Genomic DNA, 21,864 nt, shown 5'->3' with positions numbered 1-21,864 from the left:
GGTCCTGTGCGCGCCGCTCAGAACCGCGCCTGCACCGCGCTCGCGTCCACGCCGAGCGCCTCGGTGAGGACGCGGGCGCGGACGGCGCGCTGACGGCCGGTGACACGGTCGATGGCGGAGGTGGAGCGTCCGGCGTTCGCCGCCTCCTCGCGCAGCTTCTCCAGCCGCTGCCCCGCCGTGGCGAGCTTGTTGTGGGCCTTCTTGATGACCCAGTCGCTCAGCGCCTCGCGGGACTGCCCGGCCATCGCGTCGAGCTGGGCCTCCAGCTCCTCGATGGTGTCGGCCAGGTCGAGCGCTTCCTTGGCGTCGGGGTTGACCAGGTGCAGCACCTCGCGCTCGACGGTCGGCCGCTCGGCCGGGGAGTTCCACAGCACGTGCGTGAGCACCGACAGATCGGTCTCGGCGACCACCGGACGTCCGTCCAGGTACGCGGACGCCTGGAGCAGGCCCACCGCCTGCCGCCAGCGGCGGTCGGAGGCGACGAGCTCCTTGCGGCGCAGGGCGGCCCGCAACGTGCACACCGCGTCGACGATCGCGTCGGTGACCTCTATGGAGGGGACACCTACGGTCACGGCCTCCTGCAACGCGGCCAGCTCCACGGTGGTCCGTCGCGGTGCCGTCGGGCGGCTGACGGCGGAGCGGACCAGCGCGGCGAAGTTCGAGGGGTCTTCCAGATAGCCGACCTCGATGCGGACGAGGAGCCGGTCGTAGATGGCGGCCGAGTCCTCTCCGACGGGCAGTTCGTTGCTCGCCGTGATGGCCCCGATCAGCGGGCAGCGGATCGGTTCGCCGCCGTTCTCCGGGTGGTAGATCCGCTCGTTGAGGTAGCCGAGCGTCTCGTTCAAGGCGGCTGTGGAGCACTTGAATATCTCGTCGATGAACGCGATGTGCGCGGTCGTGGCGCGGCCCTCGTACACCTGTCGGTACTCGCCGCGGGCCAGCGCGGCGACGTCGATGGGGCCGAACATCCGCGTCGGCGCGGTGAACTTCGACAGGAGGATCTCCCAGTACGACGCCCCGACGATCCTGCCCGTGAGCTCCCTGGCCAGCTCGGACTTCGCCGTCCCCGGCGGGCCGAGCACCAAGGAGTGCTGCCCGGCCAGCAGCGTCACCAGCAGGGTCCGCACCACGTCGGCGCGCTCGAAGAAGCGGTCGGAGAGCTCGCCGCTGATCTTCCGCAGCCGCTCGGCCGTATTCCGCGAGCCCTGCCCGTCCGGTGCCCCCACACTCAACCCCTGCCCCTCCCAGCCCGTGAAGCCCGTGAAGCCCGTGAAGCCCGTCAAGCCCGCGACGCCCGCCAAGCCACGACGAAACGACAACGGAGCGGGCCGGACCGCAGTTCCCGGCCCATCCCCGGCGTCCCCGGTCGCGAAGCCCCCAATGCCGCCATACGCTCCCAAATGTGATGCCGCCCTCGCCCATAGCCGCGCGGGCAGCCGCGGCCGCGGTGGCCGTGCTGCTCGCCTGGTTCCCGCTGCTGAGCGCCTCCCCCGCGGCCGCCGACGACCCCGTCACGCTCTCCCGCTCCGGCCAGATCACCGACCGGGTGGACGCGCTCGGGGACCGTGCGGACGCTGCCGAGCGGGCGCTCGACCGGCTGTACGACGACCGGCGCGTACAGCTCTTCGTCGTCTACGTACGCGACTTCTCCGGCCGTTCCGCGCAGAGCTGGGCGGACGCCACGGCCGACCGCAACGGCCTCGGGCTCGACGACGTACTGCTCGCCGTCGCCACGCACGACCGCCAGTTCGCCTACTCCGTGGACGAGGGTTCGCGGCTCACCGACGCCCGGCTCCAGGACGTGGCGACCACGGCGATCAGGCCCGCCCTGCGTGAGAACGACTGGGCCGGAGCCGCGATCGGCGCGGCGGACGGCTACCGCGCGGTGCTCGCCGGCCGTCCCGCGCCCACCCCGTCGGTCACGCCGGGCCCGGCCGACCCCGGCGGCGCCTCCGGAGCCGGGGACTCGGCGACGGGTGACCTGGTGCTGCCCGTGGCGGCGGCGTGCGCGGCCGGTGTCGCCGCCACGGTCGCGTACAAGCGCCGCAGGAAGCGCGCCACGACCCGCACGACCCCCGGTGGCGGGTGGGAGCAGGGCCCGGGCAAGAGCGCGGGCAAGGAGACGACCCCGCTCCCCGAGCTCGACAAGAAGGCCCGGCTGCTGCTGGTGGAGACCGATGACGCGATCCGCACCAGCACCGAGGAGCTCGGCTTCGCCACCGCCCAGTTCGGGGAGGACGCGGTCAGGCCCTTCGCCGACGCGCTCGCGTACGCGCAGACGGAGCTGACGGCGGCGTTCCGGCTCCGCCAGGAGCTCGACGACGCCTTCCCCGAGGACGATCCCACCAGGCGCCGCATGCTGGAGGAGATCGTGGCGCGCTGCACGGAGGCGGACCGCCGCCTCGACGCCGAGACCGCAGGGTTCGACGAGTTGCGCGCCCTGGAGAAGAGCGCCCCGCAGGCCCTGGAGCACACGGAGACGGTGTTCCGGCAGGTCGCCGCGCGCACCGGCGCCGCGGAGACCACCCTCTCCGGCCTCCGCGAGACGTACGCGCCGACTGCTTCCGCCCCGGTACTCGGCCATGTCGAGCAGGCCAGGGACCGGCTCGTGTTCGCCACCACCCACCTCAATCAGGCCCGGCAGAGCGTGGACGCGGGCGAGAGCGGCAAGGCCGCCGTCCACCTGCGCGCCGCCGAGGGCGCCGTCGACCAGGCCGGCACGTTCGTGGACGCCGTGGACCGGCTGGCCGCCGAGCTCGCGCTGGCCGCCGAGAAGCTGCCGGGAGCGCTCACCGACGCCGAGGCGGACCTCGCGGACGCGCGCGGCCTCCTCGAAGGCACGCCCACAGGGTCCGCCGCAGGGGCCTCCACGGCCGATCTGAGGGGCCGTGTGGCCCGCGCCGAGTCGGTCGTCGCCGAGGTGCGCCGCAGGACGGCCGAGGGGCCCTACGACCCGCTCGACGCCCTGCGCCGGGTCGAGGAGGCCGACACCGCGCTGGACGAGGCCCTCGCGGGCGCCCGAGAACGCGAGGTCACCGACCGGCGCGCCCGGACCCTGCTCTCCCAGGCACTGCTCACCGCGCGCAGCGCCGTCGGGGCGGCCACCGACTTCGTCACCACGCACCGCGGCGCCGTCGGCAGCGAGGCGCGGACCCGCCTGGCCGAGGCCCAGCGCCACCTCGCGCAGGCGGAGGCGGCCGAGGACGACGACGCCACCGCGGCCCTCTCCGCGGCGCAGCGGGCGGACGCGCTGGCCCGTCAGGCGCACCAGCTCGCCGAGCGAGACGTACGGGGCTACGGCAACCCCTATGGAGGCGCCGGCGGAGGCGGTGGACGAGGCGGCGGCATGGGCGGCGCCGTCCTCGGCGGCATCATCCTGGGCGAACTCTTCGGAGGAGGCGGTCGCCGAGGCGGTTCCTACGGAGGGGGCGGTTTCGGCGGAGGCGGTGGCTACGGAGGGGGCGGTTTCGGAGGTGGCAGTCCCGGCAGTTTCGGCGGCGGCGGTACGCGGGGCCGCAGAGGCGGAGGCGGCAGGTTCTGACGACGCACCCCCGACGCCCCCCTCGCAACCAAGGAGCAGAAGCCATGACGAAGCAGACCATCCTCGGCCGTGTCACCCAGCTCGCCAAGGCGAACCTCAACGCGCTGCTCGACCAGGCCGAGGACCCGCAGAAGATGCTCGACCAGCTGATCCGCGACTACTCGGACAACATCAGGGAGGCGGAGGAGGCGGTCGCGACCACCATCGGCAATCTGCGGATGCTGGAGCAGGATCTGAAGGAGGACCAGGACGCGGCGGCCGAGTGGGGCGGCAAGGCGCTCGCGGCGAGCAGGAAGGCGGACGAGCTGCGCGCGGGCGGCGACGCCACGGAGGCCGACAAGTTCGACCGGCTCGCGAAGGTCGCGCTCGGGCGGCAGCTGCAGTCCGAGAAGGAGGCGAAGGGCGCCGAGCCGACGATCGCCGCGCAGACCGAGGTCGTGGAGAGACTGAGGTCCGGGCTGGACCGGATGAAGACGAAACTGACGGAACTCGAATCGCGGCGTGATCAGTTGGTGGCCCGCGCGAAGACCGCGCAGGCGCAGAACCAGATGATGGACGCGGCCCGGAGCATCGACGTCCTGGACCCCACCAGCGAGTTGAGCCGCTTCGAGGAGAAGGTGCGGCGCGAGGAGGCGCGGGCCCTCGGCAAGCAGGAGCTGGCCGCGTCCTCGCTCGACGCGCAGTTCGAGGAGCTGGACGCCCTGGGCGACGAGGCGGAGATCACCGCCCGCCTCGCCGCCCTCAAAGCGACCACGTGAGCCTCCCGGGCGCCTCTGGAGGGGCCGCGCGTCAGAACAGGCTCAGCAACGCCTCCGCCGCGTCCATCGGCTCCGTGTCCCCGTCCGGCAGCGCCAGTTCGAACCACACCGTCTTCCCGCGCGGTGTCCTGCGCGAGCCCCACGCCGCGCTGAGCAGTCCGACCAGCTGGAGTCCGCGCCCGCCCTCGTCGGTGTCCCGCGCGCGGCGGCGGCGCGGCTGCACGAAGCTCGCGTCCCACACCTCGCACACCAGCGTCCGGTCGAGCAGGAGACGCAGCCTGATGTCACCGTCGCCGTACCGCAGCGCGTTGGTGACGAGCTCGCTGACCAGCAGTTCCGCCGTGTCGCAGAGCCGTTCCAGGTCCCATGCGCGCAGCTGGTCGCAGGCGAGTTCGCGGGCGCGGCCGACCGACTTGAGGTCGCGCGGCAGCGTCCAGTCACCGACGTGTTCGGTGGGCAGTCCTTCGACGCGGGCCATCAGGAGGGCGATGTCGTCCTCTCCGTGGTGGGTGTCCAGGGTGTTCAGGACGTGGTCGCAGGCGTCCTCCAGGGCCGTCGGCGCGTCGTTCAGGGCGCGTACGAACGCGTTCAGGCCCTCGTCGAGCGGGTGGTCGCGGGATTCGACGAGGCCGTCGGTGTAGAGCGCGAGCAGGGCGCCCTCGGGGAGTTCGACCTCGACGTCCTCGAAGGGCTCGCCCCCGACGCCGAGGGGCATGCCAGGGGGCACGTCGAGCATGAGCGCGGTTTCGCCGGGCTCGACGAGGACGGGCGGGAGGTGGCCCGCGTTGGCGAACGTGCAGCGGCGCGTGACGGCGTCGTAGACCGCGTACACACAGGTGGCGAGGTAGACCTCGCTGAGGTCCGCGTCCGCCGCCTTGCGGGCCCCCCGGGTGGCCTGCTGGGGCCCCGCGGGGTTGCCGAGGCCCCGGGCGATCTCGTCGAGGGCGGAGAGCACCTCGGCGGGTTCCAGGTCGAGCAGGGCCAGCGTGCGGACGGCGGTGCGCAGCTCCCCCATGGCGACGGCGGCGCGCAGGCCGCGGCCCATGACGTCGCCGACGACCAGGGCGGTGCGGTGTCCTGGCAGCTCGATGACGTCGAACCAGTCGCCGCCGACCTCGGTCGCCGCGTTGCCCGGCAGGTAACGGCAGGCGATGTCGAGCCCGGACGCCTCCGGGTCGCCGGGCGGCAGCAGGGAGCGTTGCAGTATCAGCGCGCGCTCGTGCTCGCGGCGGTAGAGGCGTGCGTTGTCGATGCAGACGGCGGCCCGCGCAGCCAGTTCGACGGCGAGTGCCCGGTCGCGCTCCCCGAAGGGCTCGCTGCCCTTCGTGCGGGAGAACTGGGCGAGGCCGACCACGGTGTCGTGGGCGACCATCGGCACGGCGAGCGTCGACTGGACGAGGCCCTTGGTGAGGCGGCTCGCCGACTCGTCGTCGGCCCCCGTGACCAGGCGGGGCCGGGCCGCGCGCAGGGCGTCGGCGCAGGGTGACGTGAAGGCGAAGCGGTGCACTGCGCCCACGTCTATGGGTGCGCTGCCGTCCGGGAACGGGGCGTCGGCGACGGCGCTCGCGAAGGCCACGCGGCGCAGGTCCGCGCTGCCGTCGGCGAGCCCCGGCGGTGTCTCGTCGCCGGCCAGGAGGCCTTGGTAGAGGTCCACGGAGGCGAGGTCGCAGAAGCCGGGGACGGCGACGTCGAGCAGTTCCCGCGCGGTGGTCTCCAGGTCGAGGGAGTTGCCGATGCGGGCCCCGGCCTCGTTCAGGAGGGCCAGGTTGCGCCGGGCGTGGGCGGCCTCCCGCGCGGCGGCGTGCCGCCGGGTCACGTCGGTGCCGAGACCGGCGACGCCGATGGGGCGGCCCGAACCGCTGTGCACGCGGTAGAGGTTGATCGACCAGTGCCTGCGGTCGTTGCTGCCGGGCGCGGGGCCCACTATCTGCATGTCCGTCACGGAGTCGCCGGTTTCCAGGACCCGCTTCAGGGCGGCGGCCATCCGGTCGGCCTCGTGGCGCGGCAGGTAGTCGTGGACGGTCCTGCCCCGCTGGTCCTCGGTGCCGCCGCCGAAGACGGCGGCGAACCTGCGGTTGGCGCGCTGCACCTTCAGGTCCGGGCCGAACAGCAGGAAGCCGAAGGGAGATTGGCCGAAAATGGCCTGAGACGCGGCGAGGTCCGTCTCGATCTGCCGGAGCACCCTGACGTCGACGACGATGCAGACGGCGGCCCGCTCGCCCTCCTCCGTCACGGTGGGCATCACGTAGACCTCGGCGATGCCTTCCAGGCCGCCCGCGCCCCGCTCATCGCCCGCGCGACGTCCGCCGGGCCCGCCGGGCGGCCCCTCGGGTGCCAGGATGTCCTCGGGCAGCCTGAAGGGCACCACGCCCGTCCACTCGCGTCCGTCGAGGATCTCCGCCATCTTGCGGTGGCCGCCGGCGCGCAGCTCGGGCGGCACGAAGGCCTCGATGGGATCCTTGCCGACGGCGTCCCGCGCCGCGACGCCGAACAGCCGCTCGGCGCGCACGCTCCACTGGTCGACCAGGCCATCGGCGCCGATCGAGAACGAGGCGACCTTGATGTAGTCGTAGATCGAACCGGGTGGGTTGCTCTGCCACGTCTCGTCGACCGGCACATCGTCGACGGGTACGTCATCGACCGGCACACCGACGATCGGCACATCAGCGTTCGGCTCGTCGCCGGCCGGCGCATCCGCGGCCGTCGCGTCGCCCGACGGACCGTCGCTCTCCGTCGCCTTCGCTGGTATCTCGCTCACGCGAACCGTCCCCTCCAGCTCACCGCGTCCGGCACCGGTCACCGCATACGGCTGCCCGCAGTATCCAGCACTACGGTGCCGCGCCACACGGCGTTCACGATCACAGCACGGACTCGACGCTTTCCGGCCCGTGCCGCCCTTGTGCAGGACGCTTATCGCACACTGCCAGTCTTCTAACCCGGCAGCGCCAGCTCGAACCACACCGTCTTCCCCGTCCTGCCCGTACGACCCGGACGTGTGCCCCAGCGACGTGAGGAACGGGACACCAGCTGGAGACCTCGGCCGCCCTCGTCGTCGAGGGCGGCGGTGCGCTCGAGGGGCGGGTCGGGGAGCGGATCGGATACCTCTACGAGGAGGGTGCCATGGGTGCCGTTGGGGCCCACGGGGCGTACGGGGCGTACGAGACGTACCCCGATGGGCCCGGAAGCGTGCCGCAGGGAGTTGGTCACCAGCTCGCTCACGAGCAACACGGTGACGTCGGCGACGGACGCGAGACCCCAGTCGGCGAGCTGTTTGCGGACAACCGTGCGGGCGGTGCGGACGGCGCCGGGGTCCGCCGGGAAGGCCCACTCGGCGCACTCGCCTTCGGTGTGGATCACGCCGATCACTTCCAGACCAGTAGCTGGACCTGCCCGGGAACCTGTCCGGTTTCATGGGTTTAGTGGGCACATACCCGATATCCGAGCTGCTTTACCGCGTACCGGAGCGCACTGTGGCACGAACGGCGTACGTGGGATCAGTGCGCGGCGTGCGGCAGGGCGAGCGCCGCCTCGACCGCGGGCACGTCGGCGGTCAGCCAGTCGACGGACCACACCTGGCCGGGGGCGAGCCAGCGCAACTCGTCGTGATCCTCCAGAGGCCGGGGCTCACCCGACACGAGACGGGCCGTCCACACGCGCAGGACGTACCCGTTGGGCAGCGGCCACTCCCCCGGGACGCGGCCGGTCGGTTCGGCCTCGACACCCAGCTCCTCGCGGAGCTCACGCACCAGCGCGTCCTCGCTCCGCTCCCCGGGCTCGACCTTGCCGCCGGGCAGTTCCCAGCCGCCTGCGAGCTCCGGGGGCGCGCTGCGCCGTGCGGCGAGCAGGCGTCCGTCGTCGTACAGGGCGGCGCCCACCACGATGCGTTCGTTCATGCGACAGGAGCCTAGGCGCCGAGAAGCCCTAGCGTCCGCTGCCGTTCGGGCTCAGCCTCTCGATCGAGTAGAGCTGCTTGTGTCCGCGATCGTGGAGGCTGTCCGCGATCTTCTGGGCCTCGGCCTTCGTCGCGTACCTGCCCACGCGATAGCGGTTGCCGTTGTCGTCCTGCCGTATCACGAACCAGGGCAGCAGAACTGTCCCGTCATTCATCGCGCCCCTCCGTTCGCCACCCCCGGCGCGCCCCACGCCTCGATTTGTAAGGAAACCGCAATCCGCATATGCCCGAGCCTACGCCCGACCTTTACGCAGCGGATACGACTTTGCACAAAGAGATACGCGACAGGACCGCTCTCGGCCAAGACCCGGGCTACACGCGCAGCGGGAGGGGCTCGAGAGCGGCGTGGGGACAGCCGAAACCCACCCCCGGCACGCGAGGCTGCGCCGGTGTGGTGGGTGCTGGGAGCGGGAGCGCGGGGCCGCCGGGTTACCGCACCGGCAAGTGGTACGCGATCCGGTAGCGGTCGGCCGGCACCACGATGTCGGCCGCCTCCACAGGGCGCCCCGACGCGTAGTACGTCCGGTGGACGACGATGACCACGTGCCCGGGGACGCCGCCGAGCGCCGTGAGCTCCTCCGCCAGGCCGGGGCGGGCGCCCACTTCCTCCGCGACGTTGTCCACGATCACGTCGATGGCCGCCATCCGGTCCACCACTCCGCAGCCGCCCAGCGGCCCCTCCTCGGGGAGCATCACGGGGGTGCGCCCGGTGACGGCGAGGGGCTCCCAGGAAGTGGAGAGCATCATGGCTTCCCCGGCGTCCCGGAAGACGTACTTGGTGCACATCACGCGGTCGCCCACACGGATGCCGAGGCGCTCGGCGACCGCCGCGTTCGCCTCGATCTGCTCGCTGCGGGACTCCCAGGTGCCGCGCACGCCGTCGGCGGCCTGCTCCTGGCGGAACGGGGTCGAGCCGCCGTTCACCGCGCGGTACCCGGTGCGGGCGATCTTGCGCGGAACGGGGCGCTCGCGCACGTAGGTGCCCGAGCCGGAGCGCCCTTCGACCAGACCCTCGGCCATCAGGACCTTGCGCGCCTCCAGGGCGACCGTGTCCGACACCCCGTACTCCTCGCGGATTCTGGCCTGCGAGGGGAGGCGGGTGTGCGGCGGCAGCGAACCGTCGGCGATCTTCTTGCGGAGATCACCCGCGACCCGCAGATACGCCGGCTGTTCACCGAATGTCACTGGCCACTCCCATCAGGTTGACAGACAGCAACAGCCTGGCAACCGTGGGTTGTTGCGTGCAACCCAAGGCCAAGGAATCACCCGAAGTGATGATTTCTCCTGGCGCAGGTCTTTACGCAGGGCCTTTCCCCGGATATAGCGAGCGGTCGAGGACCTTGAGGAAACGTTCGGTCGCCGCCCGCGCGATCTGGCTCCCCCAGCCTCCCCAGTTCACGTCGAAACAATGGTCGGCCCACGGCAGTTCGACGTACGTCGCCGGAGCGCCGACCTCCTTGAGGCGCCGGGCCAGTTCGCGCGCCTGCGCCACCGGCACCGCGCGGTCCGCGCTCCCGTGCAGCAGCAGCGTCGGCGGTACGTCGCCCCGGACGAGCCGCGCGGGCGAGCCGAGGCGGTAGCGGGCGGGAGCGGTGGCGGCCGAACCGCCCATCAGGAGCGGGATCATGGGGTCGCGGCGCAGGGCGGTACCCGCGATCAGGCGCCGCATGTCGGTGGGCCCGTAGAGGGAGAGAACCCCGGAGACCGAGCTGTCGCGCACCTTGCAGGACGCCGGGACCCTGCCGTCGCCCTGCGTGTAGGCGGCGGCCAGCGCGAGGTTGCCGCCGGCCGAACTGCCCGCCAGGAGTACGCGGTCGGGGTCGATGCCGTACACGCGCGCGTGCCGCCGCACCCAGCCGACGGCGCACTTCACGTCGCCGATCTGGTCGAGCTGGGTGGCGCGGGGCGCGAGCCGGTAGTCGATGTCGAAGACCGACCACCCGCGCGCGTTGAACCACCGGTTCCACTCGGGGGTCTGGCTGCGGTGGCCCTTGTTCCAGCCGCCGCCGTGCACCCACACGACGGCGGGCCGCCGCACGTCGGCCCGCTTGGGCAGCGCCCACAGGTCGAGCTTCAGCTTCTGCCGCTCGGTGCGGGCCTGGTAATCACGCCCCACGCGCGCGTAGGTGAGGGTGCGTGCGCGGTCGGGCACCTCGGCGTAGTTGACGCCGTCGAAGTACCGCGCGGGGGTGAGACGTTGCCCCTGCTGCCGCGCGGTGCCGTACGCGGCGGCGTACGGCATCACTCCGTAGACGAGGGCCGCGAAGGAGGCGAGCGCGGCGAGCCCCGCACACCAGGGGTGACGTCGCCCCGCGAGCGCGGCGCCCGCGAGGCCGAGCAGCCCCGGCGGCAGCAGCAGGAGCCCCCAGGAGGTGATCGCGGCGGCGACGAGCACCAGGAGCGGGACGCGGGGCAGCGGGGCGGCGACAAGGACGGTGAGCGCCGCGTTCAGCAGGCCGGTGGCCATGAGCAGGACCCGGGCCACGGCGGGCGGCGGCACGAGGGACGTCACGCCGAAGAACTATCACAGAAGCAGACAAAAGCGGCTTAGGGCGGCCGTTCAGGGGGCCGCCTGAACGGCAGGCCACCGCCACCGCGTCACACCTCTTCGCGCTCTCCGCCTTCCCCGCTCCCTCCGCTCTCCCCGCCCTCTCCGTGGTTCTCGTCGAGACCCGCCTCCGGGCCGTCCTCGGGGGTCGCGTCACGCGGTGAAATCAACCCCAGATCCAGCGACTTGCGCGCTCCGACTGCACCCTTGCCGTCCAGTTCCTGAAGGCCCGCTACGTAGTGCTCGTTATAGGTGTCGGCATCGGAGGACGCGGCCGCCTTCGCCCACTCCTTGCGGCCCTTCTCGATCTCGGTGAGGAGTTTGTCGATGTGCTTCTGCGTGCCCGTCGGCCAGTCGTGCGCGCGCAGCTGCCGTGCCTGTTCGGCGAGGGCCTTGTCGACGCGGGCGGCCCACTCCTTGTGTCCCTTGAGGTCATCCTCGAACCGCTCCGCCGCGGGCGCCGCCAGATACACCTCGTTGAAGGCGCGGTCCGCCCTCACATAGGCGAGCTGGTCCGCGTCGAGCGTCGTGGCGTCGCTGCGCAGGGACCCTTCGAGCGGCTCGTCCGGGTCGGAGGTGCCGATGATGCACGTGCCGTGGCGGTCGCCGTGGCGCCAGGTGGTCCGGTCGGGCATGAAGTAGTAGATCTCGGCACCGTCGAAGTCCGTCCAGGTGTCCATGACGTACGACCACTGCAGGTCGGTGCACTTGGACTCGGCGAGGTCGACCAAGGCGTCCTCCCCCGGGTACTCCGCGTTGTTCACGCGGAACGACGCGTAGACCTCGCCGTCGTGCTCCCCGGCGCACGGCACCTCGTCCACCTGGGACGCGTACTTCATGGAGTCGATCTTCCCGTCGGGCGCGTCGAAGCAGCCGCCCTTCTCGATCGGGAAGGCACTGCTGCTCTGCCGGGACTCGCGGGCCGCCTCCTTGAACCCATCGGCGAAGTCGCGGGCCGCGCCCGTGGCGATGGAGAGGACGAGCAGCAGGACGCCCACCATGGACAGGATGCTGCCCGCGATCGCGAGGCCCTTGCCGCGCTCACCCTTCTTCTTGATCTGCGCGAGCGCGACGAGGCCGAGCACGAGGCCGACGGCGGGCACGAAGCAGAAGATCCCGAACACGAGCGACGCGATCGCGAAGCCGTTCACCGGCGGCCGGGAGTAGGGGGAGTACGGGCCTGGCCAGGCCTGGTACGGGAACTGCTGCCCGTGCGGCGCCTGCGTCCAGGGAGGACCCGGCTGACCCGGGTGGCTCGGTCCGCCTCCGGGAGGGGCGTACGGGCCGGGGGGCGGCGGTATGTCCACGGGTAGCGTGCTCCTGGAATCTAGGTGCGGGTGCGGGTGCAGGTACGGGTGGTGCTGGAGTGGCGCCAGGGGCGCGGGGCAAGTCGTGCGGAAAGCTTGGCGCATCGTAATCGGGGCGAGGGATAAAAGGTAATGCGGCGGCAAAGCTCAACAACTCGGGCAGTCGGGCGGGGAGCCGCACGGGCCGTCAACGGCCTGACCTCGAAGTGGGCCGCGACCGTGTCCGCCGACCGCGGCACCGTCTTCTCGGCGCCGGGCGTCTGGCCCCTGCTCGCGTTCCTCGCCGACGGCGCGGCCGGTGCGCCCCGCGCGGAACTCGCGGAGGCGGTCGGGCTCCCGGCGGACGAATCCGCGTCGGCCGCGCGGGCGTTGCTGGCCGCGATGGACCACGTGGAGGGCCTGGACGCGGCCCTCGGCCTGTGGACCAGGCGCACCCTGACGCTGCGGGACGCGTGGCGCGACAAGGTGCCGGTGGACGCGCTCGGCGTGCTGACCGGGGACGCGGCGACGGACGCGGCGACGCTCGACGGGTGGGCCGCGGCGCGGACGGGCGGGCTGATCGAACGGGTACCGGCCGAGCTCACGCCGGACACCGAACTGGTCCTGGCGAGCGCGCTCGCGCTGCGCGCGGACTGGGGGACGCCGTTCGAACCGCAGCTGCTGGTGCCCGCCGCGGGCCCGTGGCGGGGACGCCGGATCGCGGGACTCCAGCGGTCGGCCCCGGGCCTGGACGCCGTTCGGATCGGCCACGGCCCGGCCGGTCGCGTCACCGGCGTGACGTTGCGCGGCGTCCCCGCTGGAGAAGGGGCCGGGGACGTAGACGTTCAGCTCCTGCTCGGCGAGGCCCACATGGCCCCCGGCGACGTGCTGACGACAGGCCTCGGCATGCTCACGGACGACACCCCCACGACGTCGGGCGACGAGCTGGCGCAGGGACCCGCGGGGCCTGGCGCGGTGCTGCGCGAGACTCTCGCCGACACCCGCGACGAGCCGCCGCACGTGGCGCTGAGCACCGTGGAGTTCACGCTCGACGCGGAGCACGACCTCCAGGCGCCGCCCGGCGTCTTCGGCCTGGCGGCGGCGAGCGTGCCGCGCCCCGGCTCGTTCCCCGGGATCTCCGACCGGCCCCTGCGCGTGGAGTCGGCCCGGCAGACGGCGACGGCGACGTTCGGCCCGACGGGCTTCCGCGCTGCCGCGGTCACGGCGGTCACGATGGACTGGATGGGGCTGCCCTCGTATCCGACGACCGAGCTGGCGGTCACGGTGGACCGCCCCTTCGGTTTCCTCGCCGTCCACCGCACCTCACGCCTCGTCCTCGCGGCCGGCTGGGTCACCGACCCGAAGCCGTACCGCGAGGACGAGGATCACTGAGTCACGTACTCAAGCACTCACATACACACGTAACTCACGCACCCGGGGTCAGAACTGCAGACCCCAAGAGTCGATCTTGCCGGTGTCGCGCGCCGCGTTGTCGCTGACCCGCAGCTTCCACGTGCCGTTGGCCGTCTCCGAGGAGGCGTTCACCGTGTACGTGGTGTTGATGTTGTCCGTGCTGCCGCCGGTGCCGTAGCCCTTGAGGGTGTAGGCGGACCCGTCGGGGGCGATCAGCTGGACCTGGAGGTCGCCGATGTACGTGTGCTGGATGACGACCGGCACGGCGAGCGCGGCCGGGGCGGAGCCGTCGACGCCGGTGACGTTGATCGGCGACTCGGCCGTGGCGTTGTCGTTGATCGCGTAGTCGTCGGGGTTCGTGAACGTCTTGCCCGGCGGGTTGGTCGTACCGCCCGTGACGTTCAGGAGACGGTTCGGCGAGCCCGTGCCGGGGCTGCCGACGACGCCGGTCGACGCGGCGCTGACCAGGCCCGCGGAGACCTGCGCCGGGGTCGACGTGGGGTTCTGGCCCAGGTAGATCGCGGCCGCGCCCGCCACGTGCGGGGAGGCCATCGACGTACCGGAGATGGTGTTCGTCGCACTGTCGCCGGAGTTCCACGTCGAGGTGATCGAGGAGCCCGGGGCGAAGATGTCGAGGATGCTGCCGTAGTTCGAGTAGCTCGCCCTCGCGTCGGTGTTGGTCGTCGCGCCGACGGTGATGGCCTCCGCCACGCGCGCGGGCGACTTGGTCGACGCGTCGGTGGACTCGTTGCCCGCCGCCACGGCGTACGTGATGCCGGCCGCGATGGAGTTGCGCACCGCCGTGTCGAGCGCGCTGTCGGCGCCGCCGCCGAGCGACATGTTGGCCACGGCGGGCTTGACCGCGTTCTTGGTCACCCAGTCGATGCCCGCGACGACCTGCGCCGTCGTGCCCGAACCCTGGTTGTTCAGGACGCGGACGCCGACGATCTTGGCCTTCTTGGCGACGCCGTGCAGGGTGCCCGCGACGGTACCGGCGACGTGCGTGCCGTGGCCGTGGCCGTCCTGCGCGGTGTTGTCGTTGTCGATGGCGTCGTAGCCGTAGGAGGCGCGGCCGCCGAAGTCGGTGTGGCTGATGCGGACGCCGGTGTCGATGACGTACGCGGTGACGCCCTCACCCGCGGAGTCCGGGTAGGTGTACTTCTGGTCCAGCGGCAGGTTCTTCTGGTCGATCCGGTCCAGGCCCCAGGACGGCGGGTTGTTCTGGGTCGCGGTGGCAGTGAACGTCCGGTTCTGGACGACCGCGTCGACCGCCGGGTCGGCGGCGAACTTCTTCGCCTCGGCCTCGGAGAGCTCGACCGCGTAGCCGTTGAGAGCCTTGTCGTAGGTCCGCTCGATCTTGGCGCCGTACTCCTTGGCGAGGGCCTTGCCCTCGGCGGAGCGGGCCTTCGGAGCGTTCTTGTCGAGGCTCACGATGTAGCTGTTCTTGATCACGCCGGGAGCGCCGGCGTTCTCTATCCTGCCTTCGACCCGGTCCGGCTGGGCGTTCGCCGGGAGGGCGGAGACGACACCGAGGGCGAGGGCCGCGACCGCTGTCGCGCTGATCCCAGCCAGTCTTCGGCGGTTCTGACGCATCACTGCCATCTGAGGGGTCCTCCTCAATAGGTGGTGCGTTGGTGGGGGAATGTGCTGTGGTGCCCACACTCACGGAGGAGGCGCGCGGCAGGGTCGGACCGCACGACGGCAGGCCACGGCAGGGCTACGTCGATGGTGCGATGCGGCTTGCCGGACTTTGCCGATTCCGTGCCGGCCCTTGTCGGCCCTTGCCTCCGTCCGGACGAAAGATTGGCCGATCCATAGGAATCCCACAAGGGTCAGGACCGGACGTAACACGGCTGCCACGTACGCGCCATGACGCACCATCACCACCCCACGAAGCCCTCTCGGCCCCCTGCCGTCCCACCTTCAACAACCGCCCCTCATAGCCTGCGCGCATGACAGACACCTCCGCGTACACCTCAGAGACGACCGCCCTGCCCGACTGCTACTGCCCCACCGACGGAACACGCGTCCCCGCGGGCTCGCTCGCCTGGTCCTGCCCGGCCTGCCGCGGCCCCCTCGACCTGGACTTCTCCCCCGCACCCGCACCTCTTGAGGCGCTCACCGGCCGCGTGAACTCCCTGTGGCGGTACGCGGAGTGCCTGCCGCTGCCCGCCCCCGCGATCTCCCTCGGCGAGGGCCGCACGCCCCTCGTGGAGCTGGCGGGGCCGGTTTCGGCCAAGTTGGACTTCCTGATGCCCACGCTGTCCTTCAAGGACCGAGGCGCGGTCATGCTCGCGGCCCTCGCACGCCGCCTCGGCCCCGACCGGGTGATCGCCGACAGCAGCGGCAACGCGGGCACGGCCGTCGCCGCGTACTGCGCGCGGGCCGGCCTCGACTGCACCGTGTACGTACCCGCCGGTACGTCACCGAAGAAGCTGGCGCAGATCACCGCGCACGGCGCCCGCCTCCATGTCGTCGAAGGCGACCGGGAGTCCACGGCGCGGGCCGCCCGCGCCGCCGCCGACGCCCCCGGCACGTTCTACGCCTCCCACGTCCACAACCCCTACTTCCTCCACGGCACCAAGACGTACGTCCACGAGCTCTGGGAGGACCTCGGCGGCCACCTCCCCGACGCCCTCGTCGTCCCCGTCGGCAACGGCACGCTGCTGCTCGGCGCGGCGCTCGCGGTCCGGGAGCTGCACACGGCCGGGCTCATCGCGCGGCGGCCCGCGCTGTACGCCGTGCAGTCCGCGGCCGTCGCCCCGCTCGCCGCGGCGTGGCGGGCCGGCGCGGACGACCTGGTCGGCGAGACCCCGAGCGCGGCGACCTTCGCCGAGGGCATCGCGATCCCCCGCCCGCCGCGCGCCCGCCAGGTCCTGCACGCGGTACGCGAGTCGGGCGGCGCTTTCCTGACGGTGACGGAGGAGCAGATCGTCGCGGCCCAGCGGGACCTGGCCTCGCGCGGGCTGTACGTCGAGTCCACGGGCGTCGCCTGCTGGGCGGCCGTACGGGACGGGGCTCTCGGGGAGCGCACGACGGTGGTTCCGCTGTGCGGGGCGGGGGCGAAGACGGGGCTCGCGAACGCGGTGGGCGGCTGACGCCAAGTAGGGGGTGAGACCGCCGCCCGGCGGTCGGGGAGGAGGGCCCGTGCCGCACGTGATTCCCGATGAACGGGACGGTCCGGGGGCGGATGGCCCTGGTGCCTACGACACCGCCACGGACGAGGAACTGCTCGCCCGGGCCGCGCGCGACGCCTCGGCGTTCGAACCGCTCGTACGCCGCCACTCGGCCGCGCTGCACGGCTACTTCGCCCGCCGCGCGCCCCACGCGGCGGACGATCTGCTGGCCGAGGCCTGGCTCCAGGCGTACACCGCCCGGCGCGGTTTCGACGCGGACCGGGGGCCCGCGCGGGCCTGGCTGTTCGGCGTGGCGAGGAACGTACTGTCCGCGCACTGGCGGCGTACGGAACGGCAGCGGCCCGGACCGCGGAGGGACGGCATCCCCGTCCGCGACGACCCGTGGGAGGCGGTGGACGAGCGGCTCGACGCGGCGGCGGTGGCCCCGCGACTGCGCGAGCTGCTGGCCGCGCTCCCCGCCGACGAGCGCGAGTTGCTGCTGCTCGTCGCCTGGGAGCAGCTGACGCCCGGCGAGGCCGCCGCGGTGGTCGGCATCCCGGCGGGGACGGCCCGCTCACGACTGCACCGCGCCCGGCACCGGCTGCGCGCGGACGCTCCCCTCAAGCTGACAGGAGACCTGGCATGACGGAACGTACTGACCACAGTCTGCTCGACTTCCCCGGTGCTGGGGAGCTGATCGCGGCGGGCGGGGTGGCACCGCCGTCGGCCGGGGCGGTGGACGGCGCGTGGGAGGCGGTGGCGCGGACGGCGAGGGAGGAGGAACGGGCGAGGCCGACAACAGCGCCCCCCACCCGGCTGACGAGCCACCGTGTCCGCCGCCCCCGCAGGCTGCTGGTCGCCGCGGCGGCCGTGGCCGCGATCGCCACGGGCGCCGTCGCGTACCCCGTACTCGACATGGGCGGCGAACCGGCGGCGACGGCGTCGGCGAGCCAGTTCTTCGAGGGCATGGCGGAGGTGGCCGAGGACGCTCCGGCGACGACTCCCGCGTACTGGAAGGTGCGCGTCGAGACGGACAACCAGGACGACGGCAAGCGCACGGACACCAGCTACTTCGACCGCGAGGGCCGCGTCTGGTCGGTCGACGCCGACGGTACGGTCCACGAGCCGCCCGCCGGCGAGGAGGGCAAGGTCAAGAAGTGGCCGGTGGGGAAGAAGTGGCTGACGTGGCCGGAGCTGGAGAAGCTGCCGACCGACGAGAAGACGCTGGCGGCACTCTTCCCGAAGGACGCGCACAGCCGCTTCGACCAGGTAACGATCATGCTGGAGGACTCCCCCGCGAGCCCGGAACTGCGCGCGGCCCTGTTCCGGATCCTCGCGGACACTCCGGGCATGAAGCTGGTGGGTGACGTGCGGGACAGCAAGGGCCGGGCGGGGGTCGCGGTGGAGATCACGCAGAATTCGTGGGTGAGGCTGGGCGAGGGCGAGAACGGAGGCGACGCCGTAACGCTGCGCTCAAAGGACCGCTACATCATCGCCCCCGACACCGGCCTCCTCCTGGAAACGACCCACAAGACCATCGGCCGCGACACCCCGCCGGACCGCTACACCTGGCTGGAGGTGGGTCCGGCGGACCGCGTGGAGTAAGCGGAGGGAGACGGCGAGAAGGGCTCGGACGGCCGACGCCGTCCGTGTCCCGTCGCGGCCTCGTACGCGGCGCCGACGGCGAGAACGGCGCGGTCGGCGCGCGGCGGTCCGACGATCTGCAGGCCCACCGGGAGCCCCGCGGGCGTGAACCCGGCGGGCACGGAGAGCGCGGGGGCGGCGAGGACGGAGAGCAGGTAGGCGGAGCGCATCCAGTCGATGTACGTGTGCTGCAACTGCCCGTCGACGACGTACGGGTACTCCCACTCCACGGGGAACGGCGCGACCTGGCTGACCGGCGCGAGCAGCACGTCGTACCGCTCGAAGAAGCGGACGGCGGCGAGATGGATGCGGGTGCGCTCGGCGGCGGCGCGGGCGAGGTCGGCGCCGCTCAGCCGCCGCCCCTCTTCGATGTTCCGCACAAGGCTGGGCCGCAACGCGTCGCGGGAGCAGTCGAGATGCGCCCCGAGACTCTGCTCAAAGGCCTGCGCACGCAAGACCCGAAAGACGTCATCGGCACCATCAAGATCAGGGCACGCCTCCTCTACGAGACATCCGGCCTCCGCAAACACCTCGACCTGCCCGGCGAGTACGTCACGCACGTCCGACTCGACCGGCACGCGCCCACCCAGATCGGGCGCCCAAGCGACCCGCAGCCCGTGCAGATCCCCTGCGAGAGGTGGTCGCAAGTCCGCGCCAGGGCTGTCAAGGGAGATCGGGGCCCGGGGATCGGGCCCGGCCATGACGGACAGCAGCAACGCGGCATCGGCGACGGTCCGCCCCATCGGCCCCGCGACAGTGAGACTGCCCCAGGCGTCGGTGACCGGGTGGAGGGGGACGCGCCCCGGCGTCGTACGCAGCCCGACCACATTGCAGAAGGAGGCGGGATTGCGCAGCGAGCCGCCCATGTCACTGCCGTCGGCGATCGGTTGCAGCCCGGCGGCGAGTGCGGCGGCCGCCCCGCCACTGCTGCCTCCCGCGCTGCGTCCGAGGTCGTAGGGGTTGCGGGTCGCACCGAAAACGGGATTGAAGGTGTGCGACCCGGCAGCGAACTCCGGAACGTTGGTCTTGCCGATCCGAATGGCCCCGCCCCTCTGGATGCGCTGAACCAGCAACTCATCCTCACCGGGCACGAAGTCGGCGAGGAGCGGGGACCCGTACGTGGTGCGCATGCCGCGGGTGAGGTGGGTGTCCTTGAAGGCGATGGGCAGCCCGTGCAGGGGCCCGGGTTCGGCCCCGCCCGCGAGCCGCTCATCGGCGACGCCGGCCGCGACGAGCGCGCCCTCCGCATCGAGCGAGACGATGGCATTGACGGCGGGGTTGACCTGCTCGATCCGCTCCAGGTGCGCCGCGACGACCTCCCGGGCGGAGAGATCGCGCCGACGGATGAGGCGGACGAGCTCGGTGGCGTCGAGGTGACAGGGGTCCATGGAGGCAGCTTGCCCACGCGCCGACCCACCGAGCCCGGCCCCGGCCTCTCCGTTCAGCAGTGGTACCGAACGGCGAGGATGACGATTTCCTTGTCCGTCATCAGGTAGACGGGACGGTGCTCGTCGTCGATGCGACGCCGCGTCAGCGGGCGCGGCAGGTATTCGCCGGATCGGAGACCGCCTCGGTGATGAACGCGGAGAACTCTCGCTTCCCCACCCGCGCCCGGATCGCCTCCGCAGTCCCCTCCGGCAGCGGCAGGCTCACCCGCGTCGCCGGGCCTTCCCCGATGCCGTACGTTGCCTCGCTCATACCTTGAGCGTGTCAAACGGGTAGAAAAAGTGCACATACCTGGGGAGGGGTCAATGGAGTCCACGGACCTATTGCGACGTTGTGTACGCAAGGGACACTCGGTACTCTTGGGCGCATGACGCAGTCCATGCCCGTAGAGTCCATCCGCGACGTGCGTGCCCACCTGGCGGAAGTCGTGGAGCGCGCTGACCGCGAGGACGTGCCCACCGTGATCACGCGCCGGGGCAAGGAGGTCGCCGCCGTCGTCTCCATCGACGTATTGCGCAAGTACCAGGAATGGGAAGAGCGCGAGATCAACCGGATCATCGACGAGCGCATGGCCGACCCTGCACCCGGCATCCCGATCGAGGACATCATGAGGGAGACGCTGGCGCGCAGTGAGTGAATACCGCACCGTCTTCCGGCCCGAGGCTCAGGACGAACTGCGCAAGATCCCCCGCGCCATGGCGCTCCGCATCCTGGCCAAGCTGACCGAGCTGGAAAGCGATCCGCTCGGCTTCAACACCACCGCACTCGTCTCACAACCGGAACGCCGCCGTTTGCGGGTCGGTGACTACCGGGTCGTATACACGATCGACAACGGAGAACTGGTGGTGTGGGTCGTACACGTCGGTGATCGTTCCACCGCCTACGAGACCTGAGCCGAACCGGCGACGTCGCGTCAGAAGATCCGACACCAATGCAGCACGGGCACGACGAAGGGGCCGCCCCCGGAGGAGTCGACCCCTTCTGACCTGCCTGCTTGACGGGTCACCTGACGTGCAATGACGAGTCCGCTACACGTTGAACCGGAACTCCACCACATCCCCGTCCTGCATCACATACTCCTTGCCCTCCATGCGCGCCTTGCCCGCCGCGCGGGCCTCCGCCACCGAGCCCGTTTCGACCAGGTCCTCGAAAGAGATGACCTCGGCCTTGATGAAGCCCTTCTGGAAGTCCGTGTGGATGACGCCCGCGGCCTCGGGGGCCGTGGCTCCCTGGGGGATCGTCCAGGCGCGGGATTCCTTGGGGCCTGCCGTGAGGTAGGTCTGGAGGCCGAGGGTACGGAAGCCTACGTGGGCGAGGGTGGCGAGGCCGGGCTCTTCCTGGCCTACCGACTGGAGGAGTTCGAGGGCCTCGTCCTCGTCCAGTTCCGCGAGGTCCGACTCCAGCTTCGCGTTGAGGAAGATCGCCTCCGCGGGGGCGACCAGCGCGCTCTGCTCGGCCTTGAACGCGTCGTCCGTCAGCTCGTCCTCGTCCACGTTGAAGACGTAGAGGAAGGGCTTGGTGGTGAGGAGGTGGAGGTCGTGGAGGAGCTCCTCGTTGCCGGAGCCCTGGACGATGCCCGCCGAGAAGAGCGTGTCGCCCTTCTCCAGGATCTCCTTGGCCGCCTCGACCGCCTTCACCTTCGGAGCGATGTCCTTCTTGATGCGCGACTCCTTCTGGAGGCGCGGCAGGACCTTCTCGATCGTCTGGAGGTCCGCGAGGATCAGCTCGGTGTTGATCGTCTCGATGTCGTCCTTGGGCGAGACCTTGCCGTCGACGTGCACGACGTTCTCGTCCTTGAAGGCACGGATGACCTGGCAGATCGCGTCCGACTCGCGGATGTTCGCGAGGAACTTGTTGCCGAGGCCCTCGCCCTCGCTCGCGCCGCGCACGATGCCCGCGATGTCGACGAAGTCGACCGTGGCCGGGAGGACCTTCTGGGAGGAGAAGATCTCGGCCAGTTTCGTGAGGCGGGGGTCGGGGACGCCGACCACTCCCACGTTGGGCTCGATCGTGGCGAACGGGTAGTTGGCCGCCAGCACGTCGTTCTTGGTCAGGGCGTTGAACAGGGTCGACTTGCCGACATTCGGCAGACCGACGATTCCGATCGTGAGCGACACGTTGCGACTTCCCGTACGTGAGGGCTGTGGGTGGACGGCCCGG

20 protein-coding genes and 1 pseudogene are annotated in these 21,864 nt (G+C 71.8%); 8 read left to right on the top strand and 13 right to left on the bottom strand.

Features of this window, described 5'->3' with window-relative positions; genetic code table 11:
• Window positions 1-17: 17 nt before the first annotated feature.
• Window positions 18-1,226, bottom strand: coding sequence for an AAA family ATPase (locus NOO62_RS25980; protein WP_268775778.1), 1,209 nt, complete (start codon window positions 1,224-1,226; stop codon window positions 18-20).
• Window positions 1,227-1,405: 179 nt separating this feature from the next.
• Here NOO62_RS25980 and NOO62_RS25975 point away from each other — a divergent pair, with 179 nt between their 5' ends.
• Together NOO62_RS25975 and NOO62_RS25970 are read left to right on the top strand one after the other, a co-directional pair.
• The gene (locus NOO62_RS25975) at window positions 1,406-3,541 is read left to right on the top strand and encodes a TPM domain-containing protein (RefSeq protein WP_268775777.1); all 2,136 of its coding nucleotides are present in this window, start codon (window positions 1,406-1,408) and stop codon (window positions 3,539-3,541) included.
• Window positions 3,542-3,585: 44 nt separating this feature from the next.
• Window positions 3,586-4,299, top strand: coding sequence for a PspA/IM30 family protein (locus tag NOO62_RS25970; protein WP_268773264.1), 714 nt, complete (start codon window positions 3,586-3,588; stop codon window positions 4,297-4,299).
• Window positions 4,300-4,330: 31 nt separating this feature from the next.
• Here NOO62_RS25970 and NOO62_RS25965 read toward each other — a convergent pair whose 3' ends face one another.
• The 7 genes from NOO62_RS25965 to NOO62_RS25935 form a co-directional block, all read right to left on the bottom strand.
• Window positions 4,331-7,057: a SpoIIE family protein phosphatase gene (locus NOO62_RS25965; RefSeq protein WP_414930884.1), complete on the bottom strand. Its 2,727-nt coding sequence runs from the start codon at window positions 7,055-7,057 to the stop codon at window positions 4,331-4,333.
• Window positions 7,058-7,230: 173 nt separating this feature from the next.
• A complete protein-coding gene (locus tag NOO62_RS25960; RefSeq protein WP_268773262.1) occupies window positions 7,231-7,665 on the bottom strand; it encodes an ATP-binding protein in 435 nt (144 codons plus the stop codon).
• Between the two features lie 128 nt (window positions 7,666-7,793).
• Window positions 7,794-8,192 (bottom strand): (deoxy)nucleoside triphosphate pyrophosphohydrolase, encoded by a 399-nt coding sequence (locus NOO62_RS25955; protein WP_268773261.1) that lies wholly within the window; start codon window positions 8,190-8,192, stop codon window positions 7,794-7,796.
• A gap of 28 nt (window positions 8,193-8,220) precedes the next feature.
• A complete protein-coding gene (locus tag NOO62_RS25950; protein ID WP_268773260.1) occupies window positions 8,221-8,406 on the bottom strand; it encodes an SPOR domain-containing protein in 186 nt (61 codons plus the stop codon).
• Between the two features lie 274 nt (window positions 8,407-8,680).
• A complete protein-coding gene (locus NOO62_RS25945; protein ID WP_150216419.1) occupies window positions 8,681-9,436 on the bottom strand; it encodes a GntR family transcriptional regulator in 756 nt (251 codons plus the stop codon).
• Window positions 9,437-9,548: 112 nt separating this feature from the next.
• Window positions 9,549-10,763, bottom strand: coding sequence for an alpha/beta hydrolase (locus NOO62_RS25940; protein WP_268773259.1), 1,215 nt, complete (start codon window positions 10,761-10,763; stop codon window positions 9,549-9,551).
• Between the two features lie 86 nt (window positions 10,764-10,849).
• Window positions 10,850-12,106 (bottom strand): DUF4190 domain-containing protein, encoded by a 1,257-nt coding sequence (locus NOO62_RS25935; RefSeq protein ID WP_268773258.1) that lies wholly within the window; start codon window positions 12,104-12,106, stop codon window positions 10,850-10,852.
• A 219-nt stretch (window positions 12,107-12,325) separates the two neighbouring features.
• Here NOO62_RS25935 and NOO62_RS25930 point away from each other — a divergent pair, with 219 nt between their 5' ends.
• Entirely contained in the window at window positions 12,326-13,477 is a 1,152-nt protein-coding gene (locus NOO62_RS25930; protein WP_321170602.1) for a serpin family protein, read from the top strand.
• 48 nt (window positions 13,478-13,525) lie between these two features.
• Here NOO62_RS25930 and NOO62_RS25925 read toward each other — a convergent pair whose 3' ends face one another.
• A complete protein-coding gene (locus NOO62_RS25925; protein ID WP_268773256.1) occupies window positions 13,526-15,100 on the bottom strand; it encodes a S8 family peptidase in 1,575 nt (524 codons plus the stop codon).
• Between the two features lie 350 nt (window positions 15,101-15,450).
• Here NOO62_RS25925 and NOO62_RS25920 point away from each other — a divergent pair, with 350 nt between their 5' ends.
• Genes NOO62_RS25920 through NOO62_RS25910 form a run of 3 tightly spaced genes read left to right on the top strand, consistent with a single transcriptional unit; the run spans window position 15,451 to window position 18,219 of the window.
• Entirely contained in the window at window positions 15,451-16,596 is a 1,146-nt protein-coding gene (locus NOO62_RS25920) for a threonine synthase (RefSeq protein ID WP_268773255.1), read from the top strand.
• Window positions 16,597-16,645: 49 nt separating this feature from the next.
• Window positions 16,646-17,260, top strand: coding sequence for an RNA polymerase sigma factor (locus NOO62_RS25915; RefSeq protein ID WP_268773254.1), 615 nt, complete (start codon window positions 16,646-16,648; stop codon window positions 17,258-17,260).
• Window positions 17,257-18,219: a CU044_5270 family protein gene (locus NOO62_RS25910; RefSeq protein ID WP_268773253.1), complete on the top strand. Its 963-nt coding sequence runs from the start codon at window positions 17,257-17,259 to the stop codon at window positions 18,217-18,219. Before NOO62_RS25915 ends, NOO62_RS25910 begins: the two co-directional genes overlap by 4 nt.
• Here the strand turns inward: NOO62_RS25910 and NOO62_RS25905 are convergent.
• From NOO62_RS25905 to NOO62_RS25895, 3 genes and pseudogenes are all read right to left on the bottom strand, one after another.
• Window positions 18,177-19,646: an amidase gene (locus NOO62_RS25905; protein WP_268773252.1), complete on the bottom strand. Its 1,470-nt coding sequence runs from the start codon at window positions 19,644-19,646 to the stop codon at window positions 18,177-18,179. The genes NOO62_RS25910 and NOO62_RS25905 overlap by 43 nt on opposite strands.
• A gap of 53 nt (window positions 19,647-19,699) precedes the next feature.
• Window positions 19,700-19,783, bottom strand: a pseudogene (locus tag NOO62_RS25900) (type II toxin-antitoxin system YoeB family toxin); the annotation flags it as partial.
• Between the two features lie 5 nt (window positions 19,784-19,788).
• Window positions 19,789-19,956 (bottom strand): hypothetical protein, encoded by a 168-nt coding sequence (locus NOO62_RS25895; protein ID WP_268775984.1) that lies wholly within the window; start codon window positions 19,954-19,956, stop codon window positions 19,789-19,791.
• A 115-nt stretch (window positions 19,957-20,071) separates the two neighbouring features.
• Here NOO62_RS25895 and NOO62_RS25890 point away from each other — a divergent pair, with 115 nt between their 5' ends.
• Entirely contained in the window at window positions 20,072-20,341 is a 270-nt protein-coding gene (locus NOO62_RS25890; protein ID WP_268773251.1) for a type II toxin-antitoxin system Phd/YefM family antitoxin, read from the top strand.
• The gene (locus NOO62_RS25885; RefSeq protein WP_268773250.1) at window positions 20,334-20,597 is read left to right on the top strand and encodes a type II toxin-antitoxin system RelE family toxin; all 264 of its coding nucleotides are present in this window, start codon (window positions 20,334-20,336) and stop codon (window positions 20,595-20,597) included. Before NOO62_RS25890 ends, NOO62_RS25885 begins: the two co-directional genes overlap by 8 nt.
• Window positions 20,598-20,732: 135 nt before the next feature.
• Here NOO62_RS25885 and ychF read toward each other — a convergent pair whose 3' ends face one another.
• On the bottom strand, window positions 20,733-21,821 hold the full coding sequence (ychF, locus tag NOO62_RS25880; RefSeq protein ID WP_268773249.1) for a redox-regulated ATPase YchF: 1,089 nt from the start codon (window positions 21,819-21,821) through the stop codon (window positions 20,733-20,735).
• Window positions 21,822-21,864: the final 43 nt, after the last annotated feature.

This window comes from Streptomyces sp. Je 1-369, from assembly GCF_026810505.1.
GTDB lineage: Bacteria > Actinomycetota > Actinomycetes > Streptomycetales > Streptomycetaceae > Streptomyces.
The sequence above is the reverse complement of the archived record's forward strand: the minus strand, read 5'-3'. Positions and strand labels throughout refer to the sequence as shown.

Coding starts and splice junctions, on each gene's coding strand:
- NOO62_RS25975 (WP_268775777.1), top strand. CDS start 1,406: ATGCCGCCCTCGCCCATAGCCGCGCGGGCAGCCGCGGCCGCGGTGGCC.
- NOO62_RS25970 (WP_268773264.1), top strand. CDS start 3,586: ATGACGAAGCAGACCATCCTCGGCCGTGTCACCCAGCTCGCCAAGGCG.
- NOO62_RS25955 (WP_268773261.1), bottom strand. CDS start 8,192: ATGAACGAACGCATCGTGGTGGGCGCCGCCCTGTACGACGACGGACGC.
- NOO62_RS25950 (WP_268773260.1), bottom strand. CDS start 8,406: ATGAATGACGGGACAGTTCTGCTGCCCTGGTTCGTGATACGGCAGGAC.
- NOO62_RS25925 (WP_268773256.1), bottom strand. CDS start 15,100: ATGGCAGTGATGCGTCAGAACCGCCGAAGACTGGCTGGGATCAGCGCG.
- NOO62_RS25920 (WP_268773255.1), top strand. CDS start 15,451: ATGACAGACACCTCCGCGTACACCTCAGAGACGACCGCCCTGCCCGAC.
- NOO62_RS25910 (WP_268773253.1), top strand. CDS start 17,257: ATGACGGAACGTACTGACCACAGTCTGCTCGACTTCCCCGGTGCTGGG.
- NOO62_RS25905 (WP_268773252.1), bottom strand. CDS start 19,646: ATGGACCCCTGTCACCTCGACGCCACCGAGCTCGTCCGCCTCATCCGT.
- NOO62_RS25895 (WP_268775984.1), bottom strand. CDS start 19,956: ATGAGCGAGGCAACGTACGGCATCGGGGAAGGCCCGGCGACGCGGGTG.
- NOO62_RS25890 (WP_268773251.1), top strand. CDS start 20,072: ATGACGCAGTCCATGCCCGTAGAGTCCATCCGCGACGTGCGTGCCCAC.